The organism is Blautia sp. AF19-13LB (assembly GCF_003479105.1).
Taxonomy (GTDB): Bacteria; Bacillota; Clostridia; order Lachnospirales; family Lachnospiraceae; genus Fusicatenibacter; species Fusicatenibacter saccharivorans.
In genome coordinates, this window is the sequence record NZ_QUGO01000012.1 from 96,487 (window position 1) to 114,017 (window position 17,531).

16 protein-coding genes and 2 tRNA genes are annotated in these 17,531 nt (G+C 48.3%); 2 read left to right on the forward strand and 16 right to left on the reverse strand.

The features are described from left to right. The first annotated feature begins 59 nt into the window (after nt 1-59). Complete coding sequence (locus tag DWX32_RS13420) at nt 60-1,172, forward strand: prephenate dehydrogenase (protein ID WP_055265977.1); 1,113 nt, start codon at nt 60-62, stop codon at nt 1,170-1,172. Nucleotides 1,173-1,206: 34 nt separating this feature from the next. Beyond that, nucleotides 1,207-2,490 carry a 3-phosphoshikimate 1-carboxyvinyltransferase gene (gene aroA / locus DWX32_RS13425; protein WP_118594499.1) on the forward strand — a complete coding sequence of 428 codons (1,284 nt, stop codon included), beginning with the start codon at nt 1,207-1,209 and terminating at the stop codon, nt 2,488-2,490. A 60-nt stretch (nt 2,491-2,550) separates the two neighbouring features. On the opposite strand, the gene DWX32_RS13430 is transcribed toward aroA, so the two are convergent. The 16 genes from DWX32_RS13430 to DWX32_RS13505 all read right to left on the reverse strand — a co-directional run. After that, nucleotides 2,551-3,462 (reverse strand): phosphatidylserine decarboxylase, encoded by a 912-nt coding sequence (locus DWX32_RS13430; RefSeq protein ID WP_243037593.1) that lies wholly within the window; start codon nt 3,460-3,462, stop codon nt 2,551-2,553. Beyond that, complete coding sequence (locus DWX32_RS13435; RefSeq protein WP_022461413.1) at nt 3,459-4,094, reverse strand: CDP-alcohol phosphatidyltransferase family protein; 636 nt, start codon at nt 4,092-4,094, stop codon at nt 3,459-3,461. The genes DWX32_RS13430 and DWX32_RS13435 overlap by 4 nt, the downstream gene beginning before the upstream one ends. Continuing rightward, on the reverse strand, nt 4,078-5,139 hold the full coding sequence (locus DWX32_RS13440) for a lysylphosphatidylglycerol synthase transmembrane domain-containing protein (protein WP_118594500.1): 1,062 nt from the start codon (nt 5,137-5,139) through the stop codon (nt 4,078-4,080). The genes DWX32_RS13435 and DWX32_RS13440 overlap by 17 nt, the downstream gene beginning before the upstream one ends. Beyond that, nucleotides 5,129-5,803: a phosphatase PAP2 family protein gene (locus DWX32_RS13445; RefSeq protein WP_022461411.1), complete on the reverse strand. Its 675-nt coding sequence runs from the start codon at nt 5,801-5,803 to the stop codon at nt 5,129-5,131. The genes DWX32_RS13440 and DWX32_RS13445 overlap by 11 nt, the downstream gene beginning before the upstream one ends. 228 nt (nt 5,804-6,031) lie before the next feature. After that, the gene (gene queA / locus DWX32_RS13450; RefSeq protein ID WP_118594501.1) at nt 6,032-7,057 is read right to left on the reverse strand and encodes a tRNA preQ1(34) S-adenosylmethionine ribosyltransferase-isomerase QueA; all 1,026 of its coding nucleotides are present in this window, start codon (nt 7,055-7,057) and stop codon (nt 6,032-6,034) included. A gap of 153 nt (nt 7,058-7,210) precedes the next feature. Continuing rightward, nucleotides 7,211-10,504: an AAA family ATPase gene (locus DWX32_RS13455; protein WP_118594502.1), complete on the reverse strand. Its 3,294-nt coding sequence runs from the start codon at nt 10,502-10,504 to the stop codon at nt 7,211-7,213. Beyond that, nucleotides 10,501-11,634 (reverse strand): exonuclease SbcCD subunit D, encoded by a 1,134-nt coding sequence (locus tag DWX32_RS13460; RefSeq protein WP_118594503.1) that lies wholly within the window; start codon nt 11,632-11,634, stop codon nt 10,501-10,503. Before DWX32_RS13460 ends, DWX32_RS13455 begins: the two co-directional genes overlap by 4 nt. 138 nt (nt 11,635-11,772) lie before the next feature. Continuing rightward, a tRNA-Met gene (locus DWX32_RS13465) sits at nt 11,773-11,846 on the reverse strand. Nucleotides 11,847-11,867: 21 nt separating this feature from the next. Then, nucleotides 11,868-11,940, reverse strand: a tRNA-Val gene (locus tag DWX32_RS13470). 202 nt (nt 11,941-12,142) lie between these two features. Then, on the reverse strand, nt 12,143-12,394 hold the full coding sequence (locus DWX32_RS13475) for a helix-turn-helix domain-containing protein (protein WP_158578725.1): 252 nt from the start codon (nt 12,392-12,394) through the stop codon (nt 12,143-12,145). A 242-nt stretch (nt 12,395-12,636) separates the two neighbouring features. Next, a complete protein-coding gene (locus DWX32_RS13480) occupies nt 12,637-13,464 on the reverse strand; it encodes a helix-turn-helix transcriptional regulator (protein ID WP_118594505.1) in 828 nt (275 codons plus the stop codon). A 312-nt stretch (nt 13,465-13,776) separates the two neighbouring features. Next, nucleotides 13,777-14,727 (reverse strand): RNA ligase family protein, encoded by a 951-nt coding sequence (locus DWX32_RS13485; RefSeq protein WP_118594506.1) that lies wholly within the window; start codon nt 14,725-14,727, stop codon nt 13,777-13,779. Between the two features lie 21 nt (nt 14,728-14,748). After that, complete coding sequence (locus DWX32_RS13490) at nt 14,749-15,048, reverse strand: hypothetical protein (RefSeq protein WP_119188929.1); 300 nt, start codon at nt 15,046-15,048, stop codon at nt 14,749-14,751. 151 nt (nt 15,049-15,199) lie between these two features. After that, nucleotides 15,200-16,228: an RNA ligase (ATP) gene (locus DWX32_RS13495; protein ID WP_118594508.1), complete on the reverse strand. Its 1,029-nt coding sequence runs from the start codon at nt 16,226-16,228 to the stop codon at nt 15,200-15,202. A 197-nt stretch (nt 16,229-16,425) separates the two neighbouring features. Continuing rightward, nucleotides 16,426-17,259 carry a TIGR02452 family protein gene (locus DWX32_RS13500; RefSeq protein WP_118594509.1) on the reverse strand — a complete coding sequence of 278 codons (834 nt, stop codon included), beginning with the start codon at nt 17,257-17,259 and terminating at the stop codon, nt 16,426-16,428. 47 nt (nt 17,260-17,306) lie between these two features. Beyond that, nucleotides 17,307-17,531 (reverse strand): transposase domain-containing protein (locus tag DWX32_RS13505; protein ID WP_147398499.1); only part of this gene is annotated, 225 nt, incomplete at its 5' end.

Consider the following 17,531-nt stretch of genomic DNA (forward strand, 5'->3'; position numbering starts at 1 on the left):
TTTACAATGTCTTTTATACGATTTACCTACGAAAATTGTCAGAAAGGACTACTTGAATTATGTGTGATACATCCGAAAAAATCTGTATCGGCTTTATCGGCCTTGGCCTCATCGGCGGCTCCATTGCAAAAACCCTCAGAAAGGTTCACCCGGAGTATAAACTGATGGCCTACTGCCGCACCAAAGCGACGATCGAAGAGGCAATTCAGGAAGGCGTGATTGATATCGCGCTGGAAGAACGGGACGACCGCTTTGCCGACTGTGACTATATCTTCTTATGTGCTCCTGTCAGCACCAACATCTCCTATCTTCCGTTCGTGAAAGGCATCGCAAAACCGGGCTGTATCATCACAGACGTCGGAAGTGTAAAAGGAGAAATCCATCAGGCGGTTGAGACCCTCGGCATGACGCACCAGTTTATCGGCGGCCATCCGATGGCAGGCTCCGAAAAGACGGGATATTCCAGCGCCACCGATTACCTGCTGGAAAATGCTTACTATATGATTACACCCGGACCAGATGTTGAGATCGCGACAGTTTCCGCTTTCGTTGATCTTGTCCAGTCCTTAAAGGCGATCCCGATGGTTTTAACATACGAAGAGCACGACTACATCACCGCAGGTGTCAGTCATCTGCCGCATATCGTTGCCGCTACCCTGGTCAATGCACTCGCATCCCTGGACACACCGGAAGAGCAGATGAAAACCGTTGCTGCAGGCGGCTTCAAGGACATCACCCGCATCGCTTCCTCCTCCCCGGAGGTATGGCAGCAGATCTGTCTCTCAAACCAGAAGCAGCTCTCGAATGTGCTGGATTCCTATATCCGCCTTCTCGTCCAGGCAAAATACCTGGTTGACAACAAAAAAGGCCACGAGCTCTACAATATGTTTGAGAGTTCCCGCGAATACCGGAATTCCATGGAAGATTCTTCCTATGGACCGACAAAGAAAGAATACGTCGTTTACTGCGACCTGCTCGATGAAGCCGGCGGAATCGCAGCCGTTACAACAATTCTTGCCATCAACCAGATCAGTATTAAAAATATCGGCATTACGCATAACCGCGAGTTCGAAGAGGGTGCTCTCCGCATTGAATTTTATGAAGAGCAGGCAGGCATTCTTGCCCGGAAGGTCTTAAAAGACCATGGCTATACCATTCATATCCGCAATTAAAAGCGCGTATATCTTGACAGGAGGAAGTTACGTTATGCAGTTCCAGAAAGCAGTACGTCCTCTGCGCGGAGAAATCTCCGTGCCGGGCGATAAATCCATTTCCCACCGCGCCGTCATGTTCGGTGCCATTTCAGAGGGAACCACAGAAGTCACAAACTTTTTACAGGGTGCCGACTGTCTCTCCACCATCTCCTGCTTCCGCAGTATGGGCATTGAGATCAAGAACACGCCGGAGCGCATCCTCGTTCATGGAAAAGGTCTGCACGGGCTTTCGGCTCCGTCCGCCGTTCTCGACTGCGGAAACAGCGGAACAACGACACGCCTGATCTCCGGCATTCTTGCCGGCCAGAACTTTTCCAGTACACTGACCGGTGACGCCTCTATTCAAAAACGGCCGATGGGACGCATCATCAATCCGCTGACCCAGATGAGCGCTTCCATCCGCAGTATTCCGGAAAACGGCTGTGCGCCGCTTGCGATCAACGGCCATCCGCTCCACGCCATCTCCTATCTTTCGCCGGTCGCATCCGCACAGGTCAAATCGTGTGTCCTGCTTGCCGGACTGTATGCTGACGGAAAAACAAGCGTTACCGAACCGGCTCTTTCCAGAAACCATACGGAGCTGATGCTGAAATTCTTCGGCGCCGACGTTGCCTCCGAAGGGCTGACCGCATCGGTTCTGCCGGACCCGGATCTCCATGGAAATCTCGTCCGTGTGCCGGGAGATATTTCCTCCGCCGCCTACTTCATCGCCGCCGCGCTGATAGTTCCAGGCTCTGAGGTGCTCCTGAAAAATGTCGGCATCAACCCGACCCGCGACGGTATGCTCCGCGTCTGCCGCGCCATGGGTGCTGACATCACACTTCTGAATGAGCAGAACTCCGGCGGAGAACCGGTTGCAGACCTTCTCGTGCGCTATACGCCGTCTCTTTCCGGCACTGTCATCGAGGGCGAACTGATCCCGACCCTGATCGATGAAATCCCGATCATCGCGGTTCTTGCCGCCACAGCGAACGGTACAACCGTGATCCGGAATGCGGAGGAGCTGAAAGTCAAAGAATCGAACCGTCTTGATATCATGGTAAACGAACTCACCGCGATGGGTGTTTCCCTGGAAGGCACGGACGACGGCATGATCATTGAGGGCGGAAAACCGTTCCACGGCGCCCAAATCGACAGCCGCCTCGACCACCGCATTGCGATGTCGTTTGCAATCGCTTCGCTTGCCGCAGAGACACCGACGGAAATCCTGCGCGCCGGCTGTGTGGATATCTCGTATCCGACATTCTACCAGGATCTGGCACGGCTGCAGGCATAAAAAACGTTTAAACAAAAATGGATTGTGAAGATCATTTCCTCACAATCCATTTTTTTGCTTTTACCCTGTTCTTCCGGCCGTTCCAACCGTTTCTCCCTGCCGTACCCGCGTTTCGATTCCAAGCCGCGAATAATTCCAGATCCGTTTTTCCGGCACTGCGCTTCCCTTCTGTGCCAGAACGATCACTGTCGAACCACCGAAGGCAAAATAGCCTTTCTCTTCGCCGCGCTGTACACGTCTCGCCGCTCCGGCATTTTCATTGACAATCTTTCCGACCATCATCGCGCCGACCTCCATCTGCAGCAGTGTGCCGAAATTTGCGGACTGCAGCAGCGTGTAGGTTCTCGTATTTTCTTTATAGATCGGGCAAAAATCATTCGCCGCCGGATTGACCGTGTGGAGCACACCCTCAATCCGCCGTTCCGTCGAACAGACGCCGTCATCCACAAAGAGATACCGGTGATAATCGTCCACGGAAAGCCGAAACAGAAATAACGTTCCGCCCTCATACCGTTTTGCCAGCTTCCTGTCGCGCAGAAGCTGTTCCAGCGTATATTCTGTGTTCTTGATCTCAAACTTCCCGTTCTCATGAATCGGATAAACCGTAAGCCGCGCATCACACGGGCTGATAAAATCCTGCGGCGCATTGGAAAACGGACGTGCATCCATTTTCAGCTTCCGCACAAAGAAATCATTGAACGAGATAAACTGCTTTGCGGTACATTCCTTCAGTGAAATATGATTTTTCTTTACAAACAGTGCAACCAGCGGCACCGATAAGCGGCTGTCCAGAAAGCAGCCTGCCGCACGAGATACAAATGACTGAACCAGCGGCTGCATCGCGGCTCTTCCGGCGGCATGGCTGTACATCATGTGTAGAAAACGGTCCTGCAGATCATTTTCCTCGCGGATCAGATCAAGCTTTGGATAATTTTTCCCCTGTTTTCGGTAAGGATAAGCGCAGAGTCTCAAATCGTTCTTCCTCCCTTCCAGATCAGAAGTCCGCGGAGCACAGCCACTCCAACGACCGCTACCAGCACAGCAAGCTCTTTATTCGTCGGCTTGCGGAAGCGGAAATCCGTGATAAACAGAACACCGACCGCCAGCACCAGCAGATGCAGCCAGATTAGAAAGTATCCGCGGCAGAGCGGCGCAAAGACGAACAGCAGCGGCAGAGCCACTGACATCGAGGTAATCGGCAGTCCCTGGTAATATTTCCGGTTCTCCGAAGTTTCATTCTGACGCTTCTCTTCCATTACGTTAAAATATCCCAGACGGATCACGCCCGCAAGACCGTAGAAAATAAGAATCGGAATGCTGTAAAAATGTGTCATGCCAAGCTCATAGCAGAGCACGATCGGAAAGACACCGAAACAGACCACATCGCAGAGCGAATCGATCTGAATGCCGAACCGCTTTTCATCTTCTGTCCTGTTTTTCTTCGTCCGCGCAATTTTTCCATCGAACATATCGCACAGTCCGGAAAAAGCAAGACAAAAAATCGCCCAGTTAAAGTGCCCCCGCGTTGCAAGAAAAATGCCGCTGATGGACGATGCAAAGCTGATATATGTTAATATTACGGTATAATCATAGAACCCTATCATATGTAGTTCCCCCTCTTTTTTCTCTTTTCGTATTCCCGATCGTAAGCTGTGCGACGATGGTAAAGACTGCACTCACCAGCAGTTCCCCGTAGTAGCCGAGCCCTCTGGAAAGCACCATTGCCGGAAGAAGCAGCGTGCTTCCAAAGACCGGCGGGAAAATTTTCAGGAACAGTGTCTCGCTGATTCCCATTCCTCCCGGAAGCGGCAGCATGTCAACCGATACGGAAATGACCGCCTGCAGCAGCACAATGGCAATAAAGGAAACGCCTGATAAATGGAAGGCGCGGTATACAAACCATGTTGCTGCAAACAAAGCAAACCTCTGTGCAAAGGTAATCGCAAGGACATTGACCAGCACCATTTTGTGGGTGCCAAGATACGCTGCCGTATTCTGGTAGACTTCCATGGAAGCTTCCAGTTTTTTCAGGCGGCTTTCTTTTCGTTTCATCAAATGCAGTTTTTCCACGATTTTCAGTCCCAAAACCAGAATTGTCCGCGCAAGCGCCGGATGAAAAACCAGAATGAGCATGGCTGTGACACAGAAGACATTCAGACCGATTCCCAGATAGAAAACCGGAAGGATTTCCGTCAGATACCGGTGCAGGAAGCCCTGTCCGAACAGAACAAGCCCAAGTCCCACCACGACCAGCACCGCTTTGTAAGTGATCGTGACGATCATCAGAATTACCGTTGATACCGGAAGAGATATTTTCTCCTTTTTCATATAGTAGAGCTGCATCGGCTGGCCGCCGCTTGCGGACGGTGTGATACAGCTGAAAAAGAATCCGACGGAAGAAAACAGAAAACATGTCCGCCTCTTCACCGGAATCTGGAAGGAATGCATCATGTACCAGATGATGATCGATTCTCCCCAGATAAAAAACACGACACAGAACAGTCCCGGCAACAGCCACCGCACATCTGCTCGCCGCATTGCTTCCATCATTGCGCCAAGGTCTTCGCCGTGGAAAACACCGTATATCGTCAACGCAAAAATCACAACGAGAAAAACAGTATTCACGATCATTTTTTTCTTACTCTGCACGGCGTTTCCACCTCCTTCGTTCCAATATCATGCCATACCATGCACCAAGATGCGTGCGTCCCGCGATCTGCCACGTCACTTCTGCCAGAAGCGCTCCGCCAATCACATCTGCAATCACATGCTGCTTTGTTGTCAGCGTAGAGACAAACACGGCAAGTGCCGCCCAGAAAGAGAACCGCTGATACCAGCGCGGAATCTCCCGTCTTCCGCGGACTGCGATATAGCAGAACCAGCTGTTCAGGCAGTGAATCGATGGGAACAAATTGTCCGCCGCATCCATCTGGTAGAGCAAGGCAAGCATCTGATTCCAGAATCCCTGTTCCGGGATCGACGGCCTTACGTTCGTTGTCGGCAGCAGCAGATAAAATGCCATACAGACAAGCCGCGCCAGAACATCTGCTGCAAAGAACCGCCAGACAAATTCTTTCTCTCTGCTTGCGGCAATCAGATAATTTACAATCCAGACCAGATAACAGCCAAAATAAATCACGATCGTCCACGGGATCACCGGGATCTGCTGATCCAGCACCGTTTCTATATTGTAATGTTTCCACGAACTGGTGAACGGCCGCGTTCCAAAATAAGCGATAAAATTCGCTGTCAGCGTCAGAATTAGCGGCAGGATACCATAGTATGGAAACTTTCTTCTCTCGTCTCTCTTCAAAATCCGTCCTCCCTTGTCTCAAACACGTATCAGTATACGCAAAAACATTCCCTGACACAACCCAGTTCCGCTCGTTTTCAGAAACCTTAATAAAATCTTCTGTTTTTCGGCAGGGAAAAAGAAAGATTTAGAAGATTCGCAGAGAAAAAAACGACCATATAGGGCTTCACGGGTGTTCCTATATGGTCGTTTTCTTTCAGCATCGTATTTTTGTCATAAACGAATTTTTTATTCAATCATCATGGCATCGCCGAAGGAGAAAAAGCGGTATTTTTCTCTTACAGCCTCTTCATAAGCTGCCATAATATGCTCTTTTCCAGCCAGTGCCGATACCAGCATCACCAGTGTGGACTCCGGCAGATGGAAATTGGTGATCAGTCCGTCGATCATCTTGAAGCGGTAACCCGGATAGATAAAGATCTCGGTCCAGCCGCTTCCGGCTTTTAAAATGCCGTCCTCGCCGGTTGCCGACTCCAGAGTACGGCAGCTCGTTGTTCCGACTGCGATCACACGGCCGCCTGCTGCTTTCGTATCGTTGATCAGTTTTGCCTGATCTTCTTCTACCACATAGAACTCAGAGTGCATGTGATGCTGGGTGACATCCTCCACTTTCACCGGACGGAAGGTGCCAAGGCCGACATGCAGGGTTACATGGGCGATCTTTACACCGGCATCCTGTACCTGCTGCAGAAGCTCTTTTGTAAAGTGCAGTCCTGCGGTCGGAGCGGCTGCGCTTCCCTCGTGTTTCGCGTATACCGTCTGGTAGCGGTTCTTGTCCTGCAGTTTGTGTGTGATATACGGCGGCAGCGGCATCTCGCCAAGCTGGTCGAGGATCTCCTCGAAAATGCCGTCGTAATGGAACTGGATCAGACGGTTTCCCTCATCGACAATATCTACAACCTCTCCGGTCAGAATGCCGTCGCCGAAGGAGATCACCGTGCCGACCTTACATTTTTTGCCCGGTTTTACGAGGGTCTCCCAGATATCATTTTCTCTTCTTTTTAACAGAAGGATTTCGATTGCTGCATCGGTGCCGACTTTCGAACCGTAGAGACGCGCCGGAATTACTTTGGTATCGTTGATCACAAGGCAGTCGCCCGGTTTTAAATATTTCAGAATATCGCGGAAATGACCATGCTCATATTCACCGGTTTCTTTATTCAGATGCATCAGGCGGGAGGCGCTGCGATCTTCGAGCGGATCCTGCGCAATCAGTTCTTTTGGCAGATCATAGTAAAAATCTGAAGTTTTCATTGGTTTCCTCCATTCTATTGCAAATCGGCACAAAAGGCCGATGTCAGGTAAAATACTGTGCTGCGCCCGTTCTTTCGGGCTCAACGAACCTTATTATACCATTGCATCCGCCTTCTGACAAGAAATTTAAAAACTCATTTCCTGGATTTTCACTTATTCAATAACCGCCATGCTTCCTACGCGGTCGCCGCTTCTGCTTTTCATTACGACAATCTTTCTCTCAATTCGCTCTTTCAGTTCCGGCACATGGGAGATAATTCCAACCATACAGTTTCCACCGGCCAGTCCCTCCAGTGCTTTCACAGCCTGATTCAGGGATTCCTCGTCAAGAGAGCCAAACCCCTCGTCCACAAACATCGCATCGAGCTGGATTCCGCCTGCGTGCGACTGAATCTCATCGGAAAGGCCAAGGGCCAGAGAGAGGGAGGCCTGAAATGCTTCGCCGCCGGAGAGGGTACGCACGCTGCGCTCCGTTCCATTATAATGATCAATGACATTCAGATCCAGACCAGTTTTGACCTTCAGATTTTTTCCTGAGGCTTCCTGACGCTTCAATTCATACTGACCATCACTCATCGTCATGAAACGCAGGTTGGCTTTTCGCAGAATCTGGTCGAAATACGTCATTTGAACGTACGTTTCCAGTTCGATTTTCAATTTCTGACTCATGCCGCCGCACGCCGTATCCGAAAGCGCCCGCACCCATTTGTATTCTTCCTCCAATGCCTGCATCTGGTTCTGCTGATTCTGTACATTTTCGTACGTCTTACGGTTTGTATTTGCCGCATGATACTGTTCGTTGTATTTCTGTTCCAGCTGCTGTTTCTGTTCTGTCAGCTCCGCTATTTTTTCCTGCAGCTCTGTTTCGGAAGGAAGTGTCCGATCTGTCTCCTCATTTTCTTCCAGAGAGCGGATCGTCTCTAGTGCCGCGCGCACTTCGGTAAGCCGTTCTTTCACTGTTTCATATGCTTCTTTTGCTTTCTTCTGCGCCTGTTCCAGCTGCTCTTTTTTTGCACTCCATACGGAAATATTTGTTCGGAGCTGTGTTTCGTCTTTTCCTTCCAGCTTTTCTTTTTTTTCTCCGATCTTTTCCAGCAGCGCTTTTTCCGCCTCTTTTCCTTTCGCCTCCAGCAGTTCCTTCGCATGGATTGCTTTTTCCCGCTGCTCTGCCCGCTCAGTTTCTGCTGGAATCATCTGTTTCAGAGCTTTCCATTCGCTCTGTCTTTCCAGCATTCGTTCCTTATAGAGAATGATTCTGTTCTTTTTCTCTTCCAGACGCTTTTCACAGTAAGCTGCTGCCACAGCAGCTGGCTGTTCTTCCATGTCCACTTCCTCACAGATCGCTTTTTGTGCGTCTTCCATTTTCTGTTTCAGCTGATCCAGAAGTGTCTGCTTTTCTCCGCCCAGCCGTCCAAGCTCTGCCTGTTTTTCTGCCATCACCTGTTTCAGTTTTTCCCGCTGCTTCTGTTCCTGCTGCTGACGTTTCTCATATGCCGCATATTCTTCCCGTCGTGTTTTCTGACGCTTTTCTTCTGCCGCAAGCTGCTTTTCTGTTTCATCCGCAGCCTGTGCAAACTGCTCTTCCGAAAGCTGTGTCAGACGTTCCTGCTCTTTTTTGCATTCCTGATCTGCTGTTTCTGCCGGAGCAGCGGTTCCCCGGGCAATCCGCTGCGTCAGCTCTTCCCTTGCCGTTTCAGCCTGTCTTTTACAGTTTCCTGCCGCTTCGCTTAATGCCGCAGTCACTTCGTTCTGCTTCTGCAGTTTTTCTTTTTGCTGATCCAGTGTTTCTTTATCCGGCACATGTTCCGCCTTTCTCGCCAGCACTGGATGATGCACGGATCCGCAGACCGGACATGGGATTCCCTCTGTCAGATTTTCTGCCAGGATTCCCGCCTGCGCATCCAGAAACAGCTGTTCCAGTTCCTGACACGTTTCCCGCACATCATTTCTGATTTCCAGACTTTTTCGATACGCTTCCTGCTTTTCTTTCCATTCCTTCTGCGCTGCCGTCCATTTTCGCAGCAGCTGCGAAAATTCGGTCCGCGCCCGGCGATATTCTTCCTCCGCAAATGCAGCATCCTGTCTTTCTTTCAGAAATACCGTCGTTGCTTCCATCCGGGATGCCAGCTCGGTGTCCTGCTGTGTCAGGCCTTCCAGTTCTGCTGCCAGAAGCCCCGTCTTCTTCTCGGACTCCTGAACTTTTTCGCGGCATCCCCGGATTGCCATGATCTGCTCCTGCGCCCGCGTTTCGTTCTGCTGTACCCTCGCCAAAACCGCATCCACGCCGGAAAGATCTTCTTCCCGTTTTCTTTTCTCAAGCAGCTGCGCTTTTGCCTGTTCCTGCTCTGCTTTCAGTCTGTCCTTCTCTTCCGCTGCCGTCTGCAGTTCTTTCTGCTTTTCCAAAAGCTCTGCCTGTTCCTGCTTCATCTTCTTCAGCAGTTCCAGGCTTTCCTGTTCTGCGCGGATCTGCTCCTCCAGTTCTTTGCAGATGGAAGCCTCCCGTTCTGCCCGTTCGCTTTTCTGCTGTTTTTCCGCTTCCTCTGGAACCAGTCCCGCCAGTTTCTTTTCCTTCTGTGCTTTTTCCTCCCGCCGCTTCTGGCTCTCTTTTACCTTGCCGAGCAGCTGGGTTTTCTGCTCCATCTCTGTTTCCACCGCTTTCCGCTCCTGCTCAAGATCCGAAAGTCTTTTCTGATCCATCTCGATGCAACGTGCCAGCAGTTCCATCCCCCGCATCACCTGACCGTCGAAATTTGCCTTTTTCAACTGCGCAAATTCCTCTTTGAACACCGCATCCTCCGGGCAGACGATATTGTCGAGATACTGGAGAATACTCCTCCGCTTTTCACTATACGTATTGCTTCGCTCTTTCGCGGCATCCCGCAGACGATTCTGCAGCTCCTGATAAATTTCCGTATGAAACATTTTCCGGAAAATTTCACTTCGATCTGCCGTTTCTGCCAGGAGAAGTTTCTGGAAATCCCCCTGCGCGATCATGGCAATCTGTCGAAACTGCTTCTGATCCAGTCCGAGAAGTTCCGTTACAGTTTTTGTCACTTCCGTACTTTTCGTCACCGGCTGTCTCCCATCCGGAAAAATCAGTTCTGCATTTGCTCTTTCTCTCGTCATTCCCTGACCGCGCTCCTTCGGCCGATCATACTCCGGATTCCGCTTTACCATATAATCTTTTCCCTGATGCGCAAAGGTAAGCTCCACAAAAGTGCGCACTTCCGGCGCGGCATACTTGCTGCGGAACATCTCCCCCGTCCGGATTTCACCGCTTGCCTCGCCGTAGAGCGCAAAGGTAATCGCATCAAAAATTGTTGTTTTTCCTGCACCGGTATCACCTGTAATCAGATACAGGCCGCCGCTGCCCAGTTTTGTAAAATCCAGTTCTGTCCGGTCCGCATATGGTCCGAATGCACTGATAATCAATTTCTTTGGCTTCATCTTTTTATCCCCCTAAGCAATGCTTTCACAAATGCTTTCTGCTGTTCCGTCATGCTCTGGTTATTCTGCAGTTCATAAAATTCCTGAAACAGCTCCAGTTCCGATTTTTCCTCGATACGTTCCGCCGCCGTTACCTCCGCATTGGAACGCGTTCTTTTATTGTCATATTCCAAACGCATCAAATTGGGATAAATCGTCCGAAGCTTCGCCATGCCGTCCGGAACATCCTCCTCATCCGTCAGGGTTACCATCAGATAATCCGTACGGTCGCTGTTTTCATAGAACGTTTTTGCTGTCACTTCCAGATACGTTCCACGGATTTTTCGAAGATCGTGGAGCGGTTTCAATGGAATCGTGCGAAGTTCGACAGTTCCTTTTTCTTTCAGCTCTACAATGGTAATCGACTTCTCCTGTCCAGCCTCGGAAAACGAATATTTGAGTGGTGAACCACAGTAGCGCACGGTCTCGCGGCCAACCTTCTGCGGACTATGGATATGGCCGAGCGCCACGTAATCAAACGCATCAAAAAGCTCCACCGGAATCTGATCCACATCACCTACCTGCAGTTCCTCTGCCTCGCACCGCAGCGCGCCTGTCACAAACTGATGCGCTAAAAGGATATTCCGCTCTCCTGGATCTATTTGGGTCTGCTCCAGTGCCGCCCTCACGCCATCTGCCGTGGACTGAATCTCCTCCGCGCGTTCCGGCAGGGCATGGCGTACGGTTGACGGGCGCAGAAACGGAAGAAGATGAATCCACACCGTTCCATATGCATCCTGTAACGCGAACTTTTCTATTCTTCCATCATATACCTTCGACAAATAGATTCCGCTCTTCCCCATCAGATTCGACCCAAATGCCAGCCGCTCCGCCGAGTCATGATTGCCGCTGATGATAAAAACCGGAACTTCCTGCTCCGAAAGGCTGGTTAAAAAGGCATCCAACACCTGCACTGCCTCCGCCGTTGGAATCGTCCGGTCATATACATCTCCGGAAATCAGAACTCCATCCGGTTTTTCCCGCATAACCGCCTGCAGGATCTGTGTCAACATATATTTCTGGTCCTCGATCATGGAAAACTCATGCACGCGTTTTCCAATGTGAAGATCCGATAAATGAAACAACTTCACAAAAACTATCCCCTTTCTGCAGCAAAAACTCTGTTTTTCCTATGTTCTCTGCTCATTATACTATACCCAACCAGAAAAAGAAATCATCCGCCAGGAAAACGAAAAAAAGACTCCTGTTCACACAGGAGCCTCCAACCATAGCGAGAGGGGGATTCGAACCCTCGACACCGCGGGTATGAACCGCGTGCTCTAGCCAACTGAGCTATCTCGCCATATGTAATTTTTGATAAATATGGGACCTATAGGGCTCGAACCTATGACCCTCTGCTTGTAAGGCAGATGCTCTCCCAGCTGAGCTAAGATCCCATATCCTGTTTTTCATCAGCGCTTATGTCCCGCTGACATTTATAGATTTTAGCACTGTTCTTTTAATTTGTCAACGGTAATTTTTAAAATTTTTCAAATTTTTTCTTTTATTCCTACAATAGCGTCGATTATGGTACGAACATGCCCAATTCAGGAAAAAGGCTGCCTGCTTTCTCAGCAGACAGCCTTCTTCTCATCCATGTCAAACTTCCACGATCTCCCGCACACACAGATCATCTACCGTCGTATGTAAGATCTCGGCAAGTGCAAACAGATTTTCAATGTTCGGCATCTTTTTTCCTTTCTCCCAGTTCCAGACACTCTGAACCCCGGCGAGCCCCATCTTCTTCTGAATGTCCGGTCGGTTCATCCCCAATCTTTCACGCCGGCTACGGATATTTTCGCCCGTTTTCTTCATGTTCAAGTTTGCATAGATCTGTTCCGATTCTTTCATATCTTTGCCCTCCCTAATTTCTTTTCTTATACCCATATTTTACACTCCGGGTTAAAATCATAAAAGGTCAGGACAGAAAAAATTTTCGTTCAGGTTAGACCCCCTTCTTTTTTCCTTTTACCCCTTTTTATATACTGTTTCAGGTACTTTTTTATCATTTTAGATTATATGTGTTTTTGGTCTCCCCAACTTTTGCTTTCTTTTCTGGACACATATTTTTTCGGGTTAAATTTTTAAAAATGTCACTTACTTCCGTAAATCGTCCCGAGTTCATACCCTCTTTTTCTGTCAAGGTCGAGGCTCTTCAGGAAAAAGAGCGTATCATGTTCATCGCAGTCCGTCTGGCTTTCCCGGAAGAAGGACAGGTTTTCCTCTATACGTTCATCCAGATTGCTGATGCTCTTTCGCAGTTCCTGATAGAGACTTTTGGTAACCATTTCTTTGTAATGGCCCGGCACCTGGTTCAGCACCCACTCGTGGAGATGGATCATGTTGTGCAGTACAAGTTTTTCGTCTTCCAGCCCTTCCGGTGTTATGACAAAGCATCCTGTGCCAGGGTAAAACTGAGCCTTGTTGCTTCCTTTCTTTTTACAAAGTTTCAGTTTGAACAGATCATATGAAAAATAAGTCAGCTCATCCGGCAGCGGAATCGTCTCCGGTTCCCAGGTTCCGTCCTCACGCTGTGCTTCCGCTGCGACGAATGGCCCGCAGATGCTTTCCCGTTCCATCCGCATATCGTCAAAGAACTCCTCAAACTCACCCATCCGCATGGAAATCGTTATTCTGTCCCGGATTTCCTGATCCACTTTTTCCGGGCTGCCTGTTTTCACCGGACGTGTCTTGTACAACTGGTCAAGTCTGACTCCATAAAGCCGTGCCAGATTCAACGCATTATCAATGCTTGGAAGTTTCGGATGTGTTTTGCTCTCCCAACTGCATACCGTCTGCTCTGCCGAAAGTCCAATCGCGTCTCTCACCTGTTTTAACTTCAAGTTATTCTCAATTCTAAGTTTTTTCAGATTTTTTGCTGTTTCTATGGAATCAATCCCAACATTATTATAAGCATCCATCTAAAATTCTCCTCGTTATTCTCCAAATTATTTCTAAAAAATGTATCCTCGTTACTGTTCATTCAGCAGTGAACCGTAACTGTCCCCCGACAGTTGAATCCTTTTTCTCATCCTGGGCTTGCATTTTTTCTCTGGAAAGTGTAATATCATAGATGTAACTAAAAGGAAACTGAGTGGCTTCTGCCTACGCAAAGCAACTACTACCCTAAGCTACAACCCCCAAAAAAGCTCAGGTCCAGAGTTAACCTTACTTTCATAACTCTGGTTCCCCTGAGCTTTTTCTTTTATCAGATCTCCGCCAGAAAAAATTCCTTATTTCCCGCGTGCTTCATCCATCTTCTTCAGAATACTCTTTGCAAGATTCATCGTCTGCCCACCGCACATTTTACCGAAGAGTTTTCCGCAGGCTTCCACGGCCTCCGCCTCTTCCTTCACGCAGTCCGCATAGATTCTTTTTGCGATCACCGGGGCAATCAGCTTCCATTCTGCCGTTCCAAACTCCTCTGGCAGAATACCTTCATCGCGCATTTTATACAGCTCTTTTTCCACGCGCTCCCGCGTCACCATCCGCTCAACAGTTGCAAACGCCATCTTTTTCGCCGCTTCCTGCTCCGATGTGATCGGTGCTTTCTGTGCTTTCATCTCTGAAAATTTTTCATTCACAATCTTCAGCACAAACGGCGCTCTCGAGTCCGGATTATTCAGTTTCGACATATTCTTGACGATAATGCCTTCCTCGCAGTCCCCATCCGTATACTTCGTAATCCGCATGAAACTCCGACAGTGATCCCAGTCCACGAAAGGTCCGTCATACAGCACATGTATATACGGAACTCCTACCTCAGCCGCCAGCGCCTTTACCTGCTTCTGCGGCAGATAACCGTCCGCTTTCAGATCGTAGACATCGTACATGATCCAGATATTCAGATATTTCTCCGGATACGGTACACGATGACGCGTCATCCATTCCCCGAAAAATACATAATCGGGATACTTCTGAAACTTCTCCGCGTCCAGTGTATCCACATAGTCGAGAAATTTTGATGTCGCGTCGACATCCTTTGTCCTCACGATCTGCTGCTTTCTGGAGAACGCCGCAAGCTTTCCTGTTTCCGGGTCATACCGTACGCTGGCATTGCTTCCATCGATTTTAATCTGAATCACAATGTGATCCCCGGGCTCGAAAGCCCAGGTGTTCTTGTTTTTGTGCATCTCATTTTCCTGCACGATTCGCTTGATATCCATAAATTTCTTCTGCTCCATAAAATAATACCCCTTTCCTTTCTAATTCTCATGGGTACACTCATAGATCGTACCCAGCTCATAACCCATTCTGCGGTCGAGATCCAGGCTCTTCAGGTAGAAGAGCGTATCATGCTCGTTGCAGTCCGATGCACTGATTCGGAAGAAGAAAAGATTGTCCATGATCTTCTCATCCAGATCCGCAATCTCATCCTTCAGTTTCTGATAAAGGCAGACAGTAACGAGTTCCTTGTACCGGGATGGCAGGCGCATAATTAATCTCTCCCACTCGATGAGATACCTGGCCGTTCTCATCTCTTTCACCATGTAAAATTCTATCATACCTCATCTGCCCAGTCATTCGTCCCGCAGTATAACTGCCGCGTTCTCTTTTACGCAAAACCGGGATGGTATCCTGCAGATGAAGCAGAATACCATCCCGGTTTTCCTCTATTGACAAATATACATGCTCAAGTTTCTTCAAACAGTTCTTTTATTTCTTTAGCAAATAATCATTGTTTAATACTTTCATAGATAACGGTCCTTCCACAATTCTGGAATACACCGGTTCCAATGGGCGTATTACAATTCCTTCTTTATTCATACCAGATGTATACTTTCCCTTTGCTCTTTCTAAAAGTTCTTCGATACTATCATACTCAAACAAATCTCTTTCTTCTTCCACCGGAACCATTTTTAGGTTCAGAATTCCGCACAGTTCTTTCATCTTCGCAAGAGACAGTCTTCTGTGTGTTTTCAGATCTATCATGGTAAATACATACCATTCCGGTTTTTTCAGCTTTAATCTGTTCTTTTGAATACCAGCACCGCAGAATTCACCCTGAATTGCGAGATCTGACAGATTATTCTCCTTTATTCTATCGGGTATCCCATTTTCATGTGCATATTTCCACATCGCACATTTTCCGTCATCTGCATATTCAAAATTTCTTCCGCATACACCAAAATGATCGTCTTTCCGATACATCGTAACACTGGTTCCGTCCATCTTTGTACTGATGTAATATCCATTTATCTTTTTAAATTCGTCGATCAATTCTGGATAAGACTGTACTCTCAGCTCATCTGTTTTTGGAATTCCGTCTGGAAACTCCCCTATAATCGTACCACTGCTGGTGACTCTTTCCTCTACTTCCCACTTTCTGATTCCAAGCAGCTCTGTAACCTCATCACCAATCTTATACGTTCCTTCCGGCAATATAGATAAAGGCTGAACCAGGCCCTGAGAAATCTGGCCTCTAAATTTCATAGTTCTCAGCCGAAAACCTTCTCCCAGAAGTTCGTTCTTCTCATAGCTGCTGCTTCGCAGAAATTCAAACTGCTCACAAATCGGAAGAAACGAATCTGCTTCCATATATACACAGCAATCTCCAACCCGAAACTGTCCCTTATTCGCAACACACTTCCATCCCAGGACATGCACACACTCTATTCTGTCTGCTCCTTCAATTGGAGTTATGTGATGTACATACTGCACAGATGCCAATTTTCGCTTTCCCATTTTTCAAAATCCTCTCTCAAAATAATTTTATATAGGCATTTGTAAAACGCCACAGGTAAAATTTTATCATGCTTCATCTGCCCAGTCATTCATCCCGTAGTATAACTGCTGCGCGCTCTTTTAAGCAAAACCGGGATGCCACCCTGCTTCATCTGCAGGAAAACATCCCGGTTTTCTTCTTTCCTAAATATATATGCTCAGTTTTCTTTAAATACTTCCGCAAATCTTCTGTAGTTCCCATTCTTTCCATCCGGCACCGCGAACACGACCGTATCGAAACTTGTATGCGTCGTTGTCAGAAATTCCTTGAAAATCCCGGCAACTTCTTTTGCATCCTGTCCGAAAACACCACATCCGTATGCACCCAGAATCAGAGTCTTTACCTCGTTCTTTTCCGCAATATCCAGCACAAACTGGATTCTGCTTTTCAGCGCCTCTGTATTTTCCCGGTCGGAGACATTTTCGTATTTCTGTGCCGCCGCCTTATTCGGTGCTGCACAGGTGATCACATCGCAGAACGCTTCCTTCCCATTACGGAAAAATCCAATTTCCGGCGAATACAGCGCACGGTTCAAATACAGCCCTTTCTGTTTATGCTGCATATTCCATTCATAAAACTCTCTCTGAAAACTTTCCAGCACATTGTACAAAAACGATTCATGACACAGACATTCTTCCTGCGCGATACTGCCCCTGATAAAACCGCCGCCCGGACTCCGGTAAGAAGCGAAATTCAGAACCGCCGTTTTCGATCCCTGATATTTTAGGATTGCAGCAACGCTGTCCAGATCCTCCACGAAAATACGCATCTTATTCTGCTCTGCATTCTCGTCCGGATCTTTCGAATTCCAGACTACTTTATAAAGTTTCGTTGCCGAAATAGAAGCCTGAATCTGATCCTTGTACTTGTCCTGCATCAGCTTCGTATGACGCTCAGCCTTTACCGCATTCTCGATTTTTCTGTTGTTCCTCTGTTCTCTCATGTAAGCCATCTTACCATCGTAAGCGCAAAATATTGCTACGTTACTCATGAATTACGCTTGCACCAAAATGATAGATGCAAGCGTTTTACTCTATTTTAGTTTTGACAGTTCGTTTTCGCAGTCTCGCTCCATGGGGCAAGCTGTTCCAACTGTTCATCTGACATTTTATCGTCTGGCCGCTGTGATAAGAGATATGGCAGATATTTATAGGTATTCAGATCATTCGCTTTTGCCATCTCGACCATTGTATACACAATAGCACTGGAGGCAGCTCCTTTCGGACTGGCACTGAACAGCCAGTTCTTCCGGCCGACAGTGAA

Bases quoted from the DNA above. Each gene is read 5' to 3' on its own strand.
- DWX32_RS13420 (WP_055265977.1), top strand. From the start codon at position 60: ATGTGTGATACATCCGAAAAAATCTGTATCGGCTTTATCGGCCTTGGC.
- aroA (WP_118594499.1), top strand. From the start codon at position 1,207: ATGCAGTTCCAGAAAGCAGTACGTCCTCTGCGCGGAGAAATCTCCGTG.
- DWX32_RS13435 (WP_022461413.1), bottom strand. From the start codon at position 4,094: ATGATAGGGTTCTATGATTATACCGTAATATTAACATATATCAGCTTT.
- queA (WP_118594501.1), bottom strand. From the start codon at position 7,057: ATGAAAACTTCAGATTTTTACTATGATCTGCCAAAAGAACTGATTGCG.
- DWX32_RS13455 (WP_118594502.1), bottom strand. From the start codon at position 10,504: ATGAAGCCAAAGAAATTGATTATCAGTGCATTCGGACCATATGCGGAC.
- DWX32_RS13475 (WP_158578725.1), bottom strand. From the start codon at position 12,394: ATGAAAGAATCGGAACAGATCTATGCAAACTTGAACATGAAGAAAACG.
- DWX32_RS13480 (WP_118594505.1), bottom strand. From the start codon at position 13,464: ATGGATGCTTATAATAATGTTGGGATTGATTCCATAGAAACAGCAAAA.
- DWX32_RS13485 (WP_118594506.1), bottom strand. From the start codon at position 14,727: ATGGAGCAGAAGAAATTTATGGATATCAAGCGAATCGTGCAGGAAAAT.
- DWX32_RS13490 (WP_119188929.1), bottom strand. From the start codon at position 15,048: ATGATAGAATTTTACATGGTGAAAGAGATGAGAACGGCCAGGTATCTC.
- DWX32_RS13495 (WP_118594508.1), bottom strand. From the start codon at position 16,228: ATGGGAAAGCGAAAATTGGCATCTGTGCAGTATGTACATCACATAACT.
- DWX32_RS13500 (WP_118594509.1), bottom strand. From the start codon at position 17,259: ATGAGTAACGTAGCAATATTTTGCGCTTACGATGGTAAGATGGCTTAC.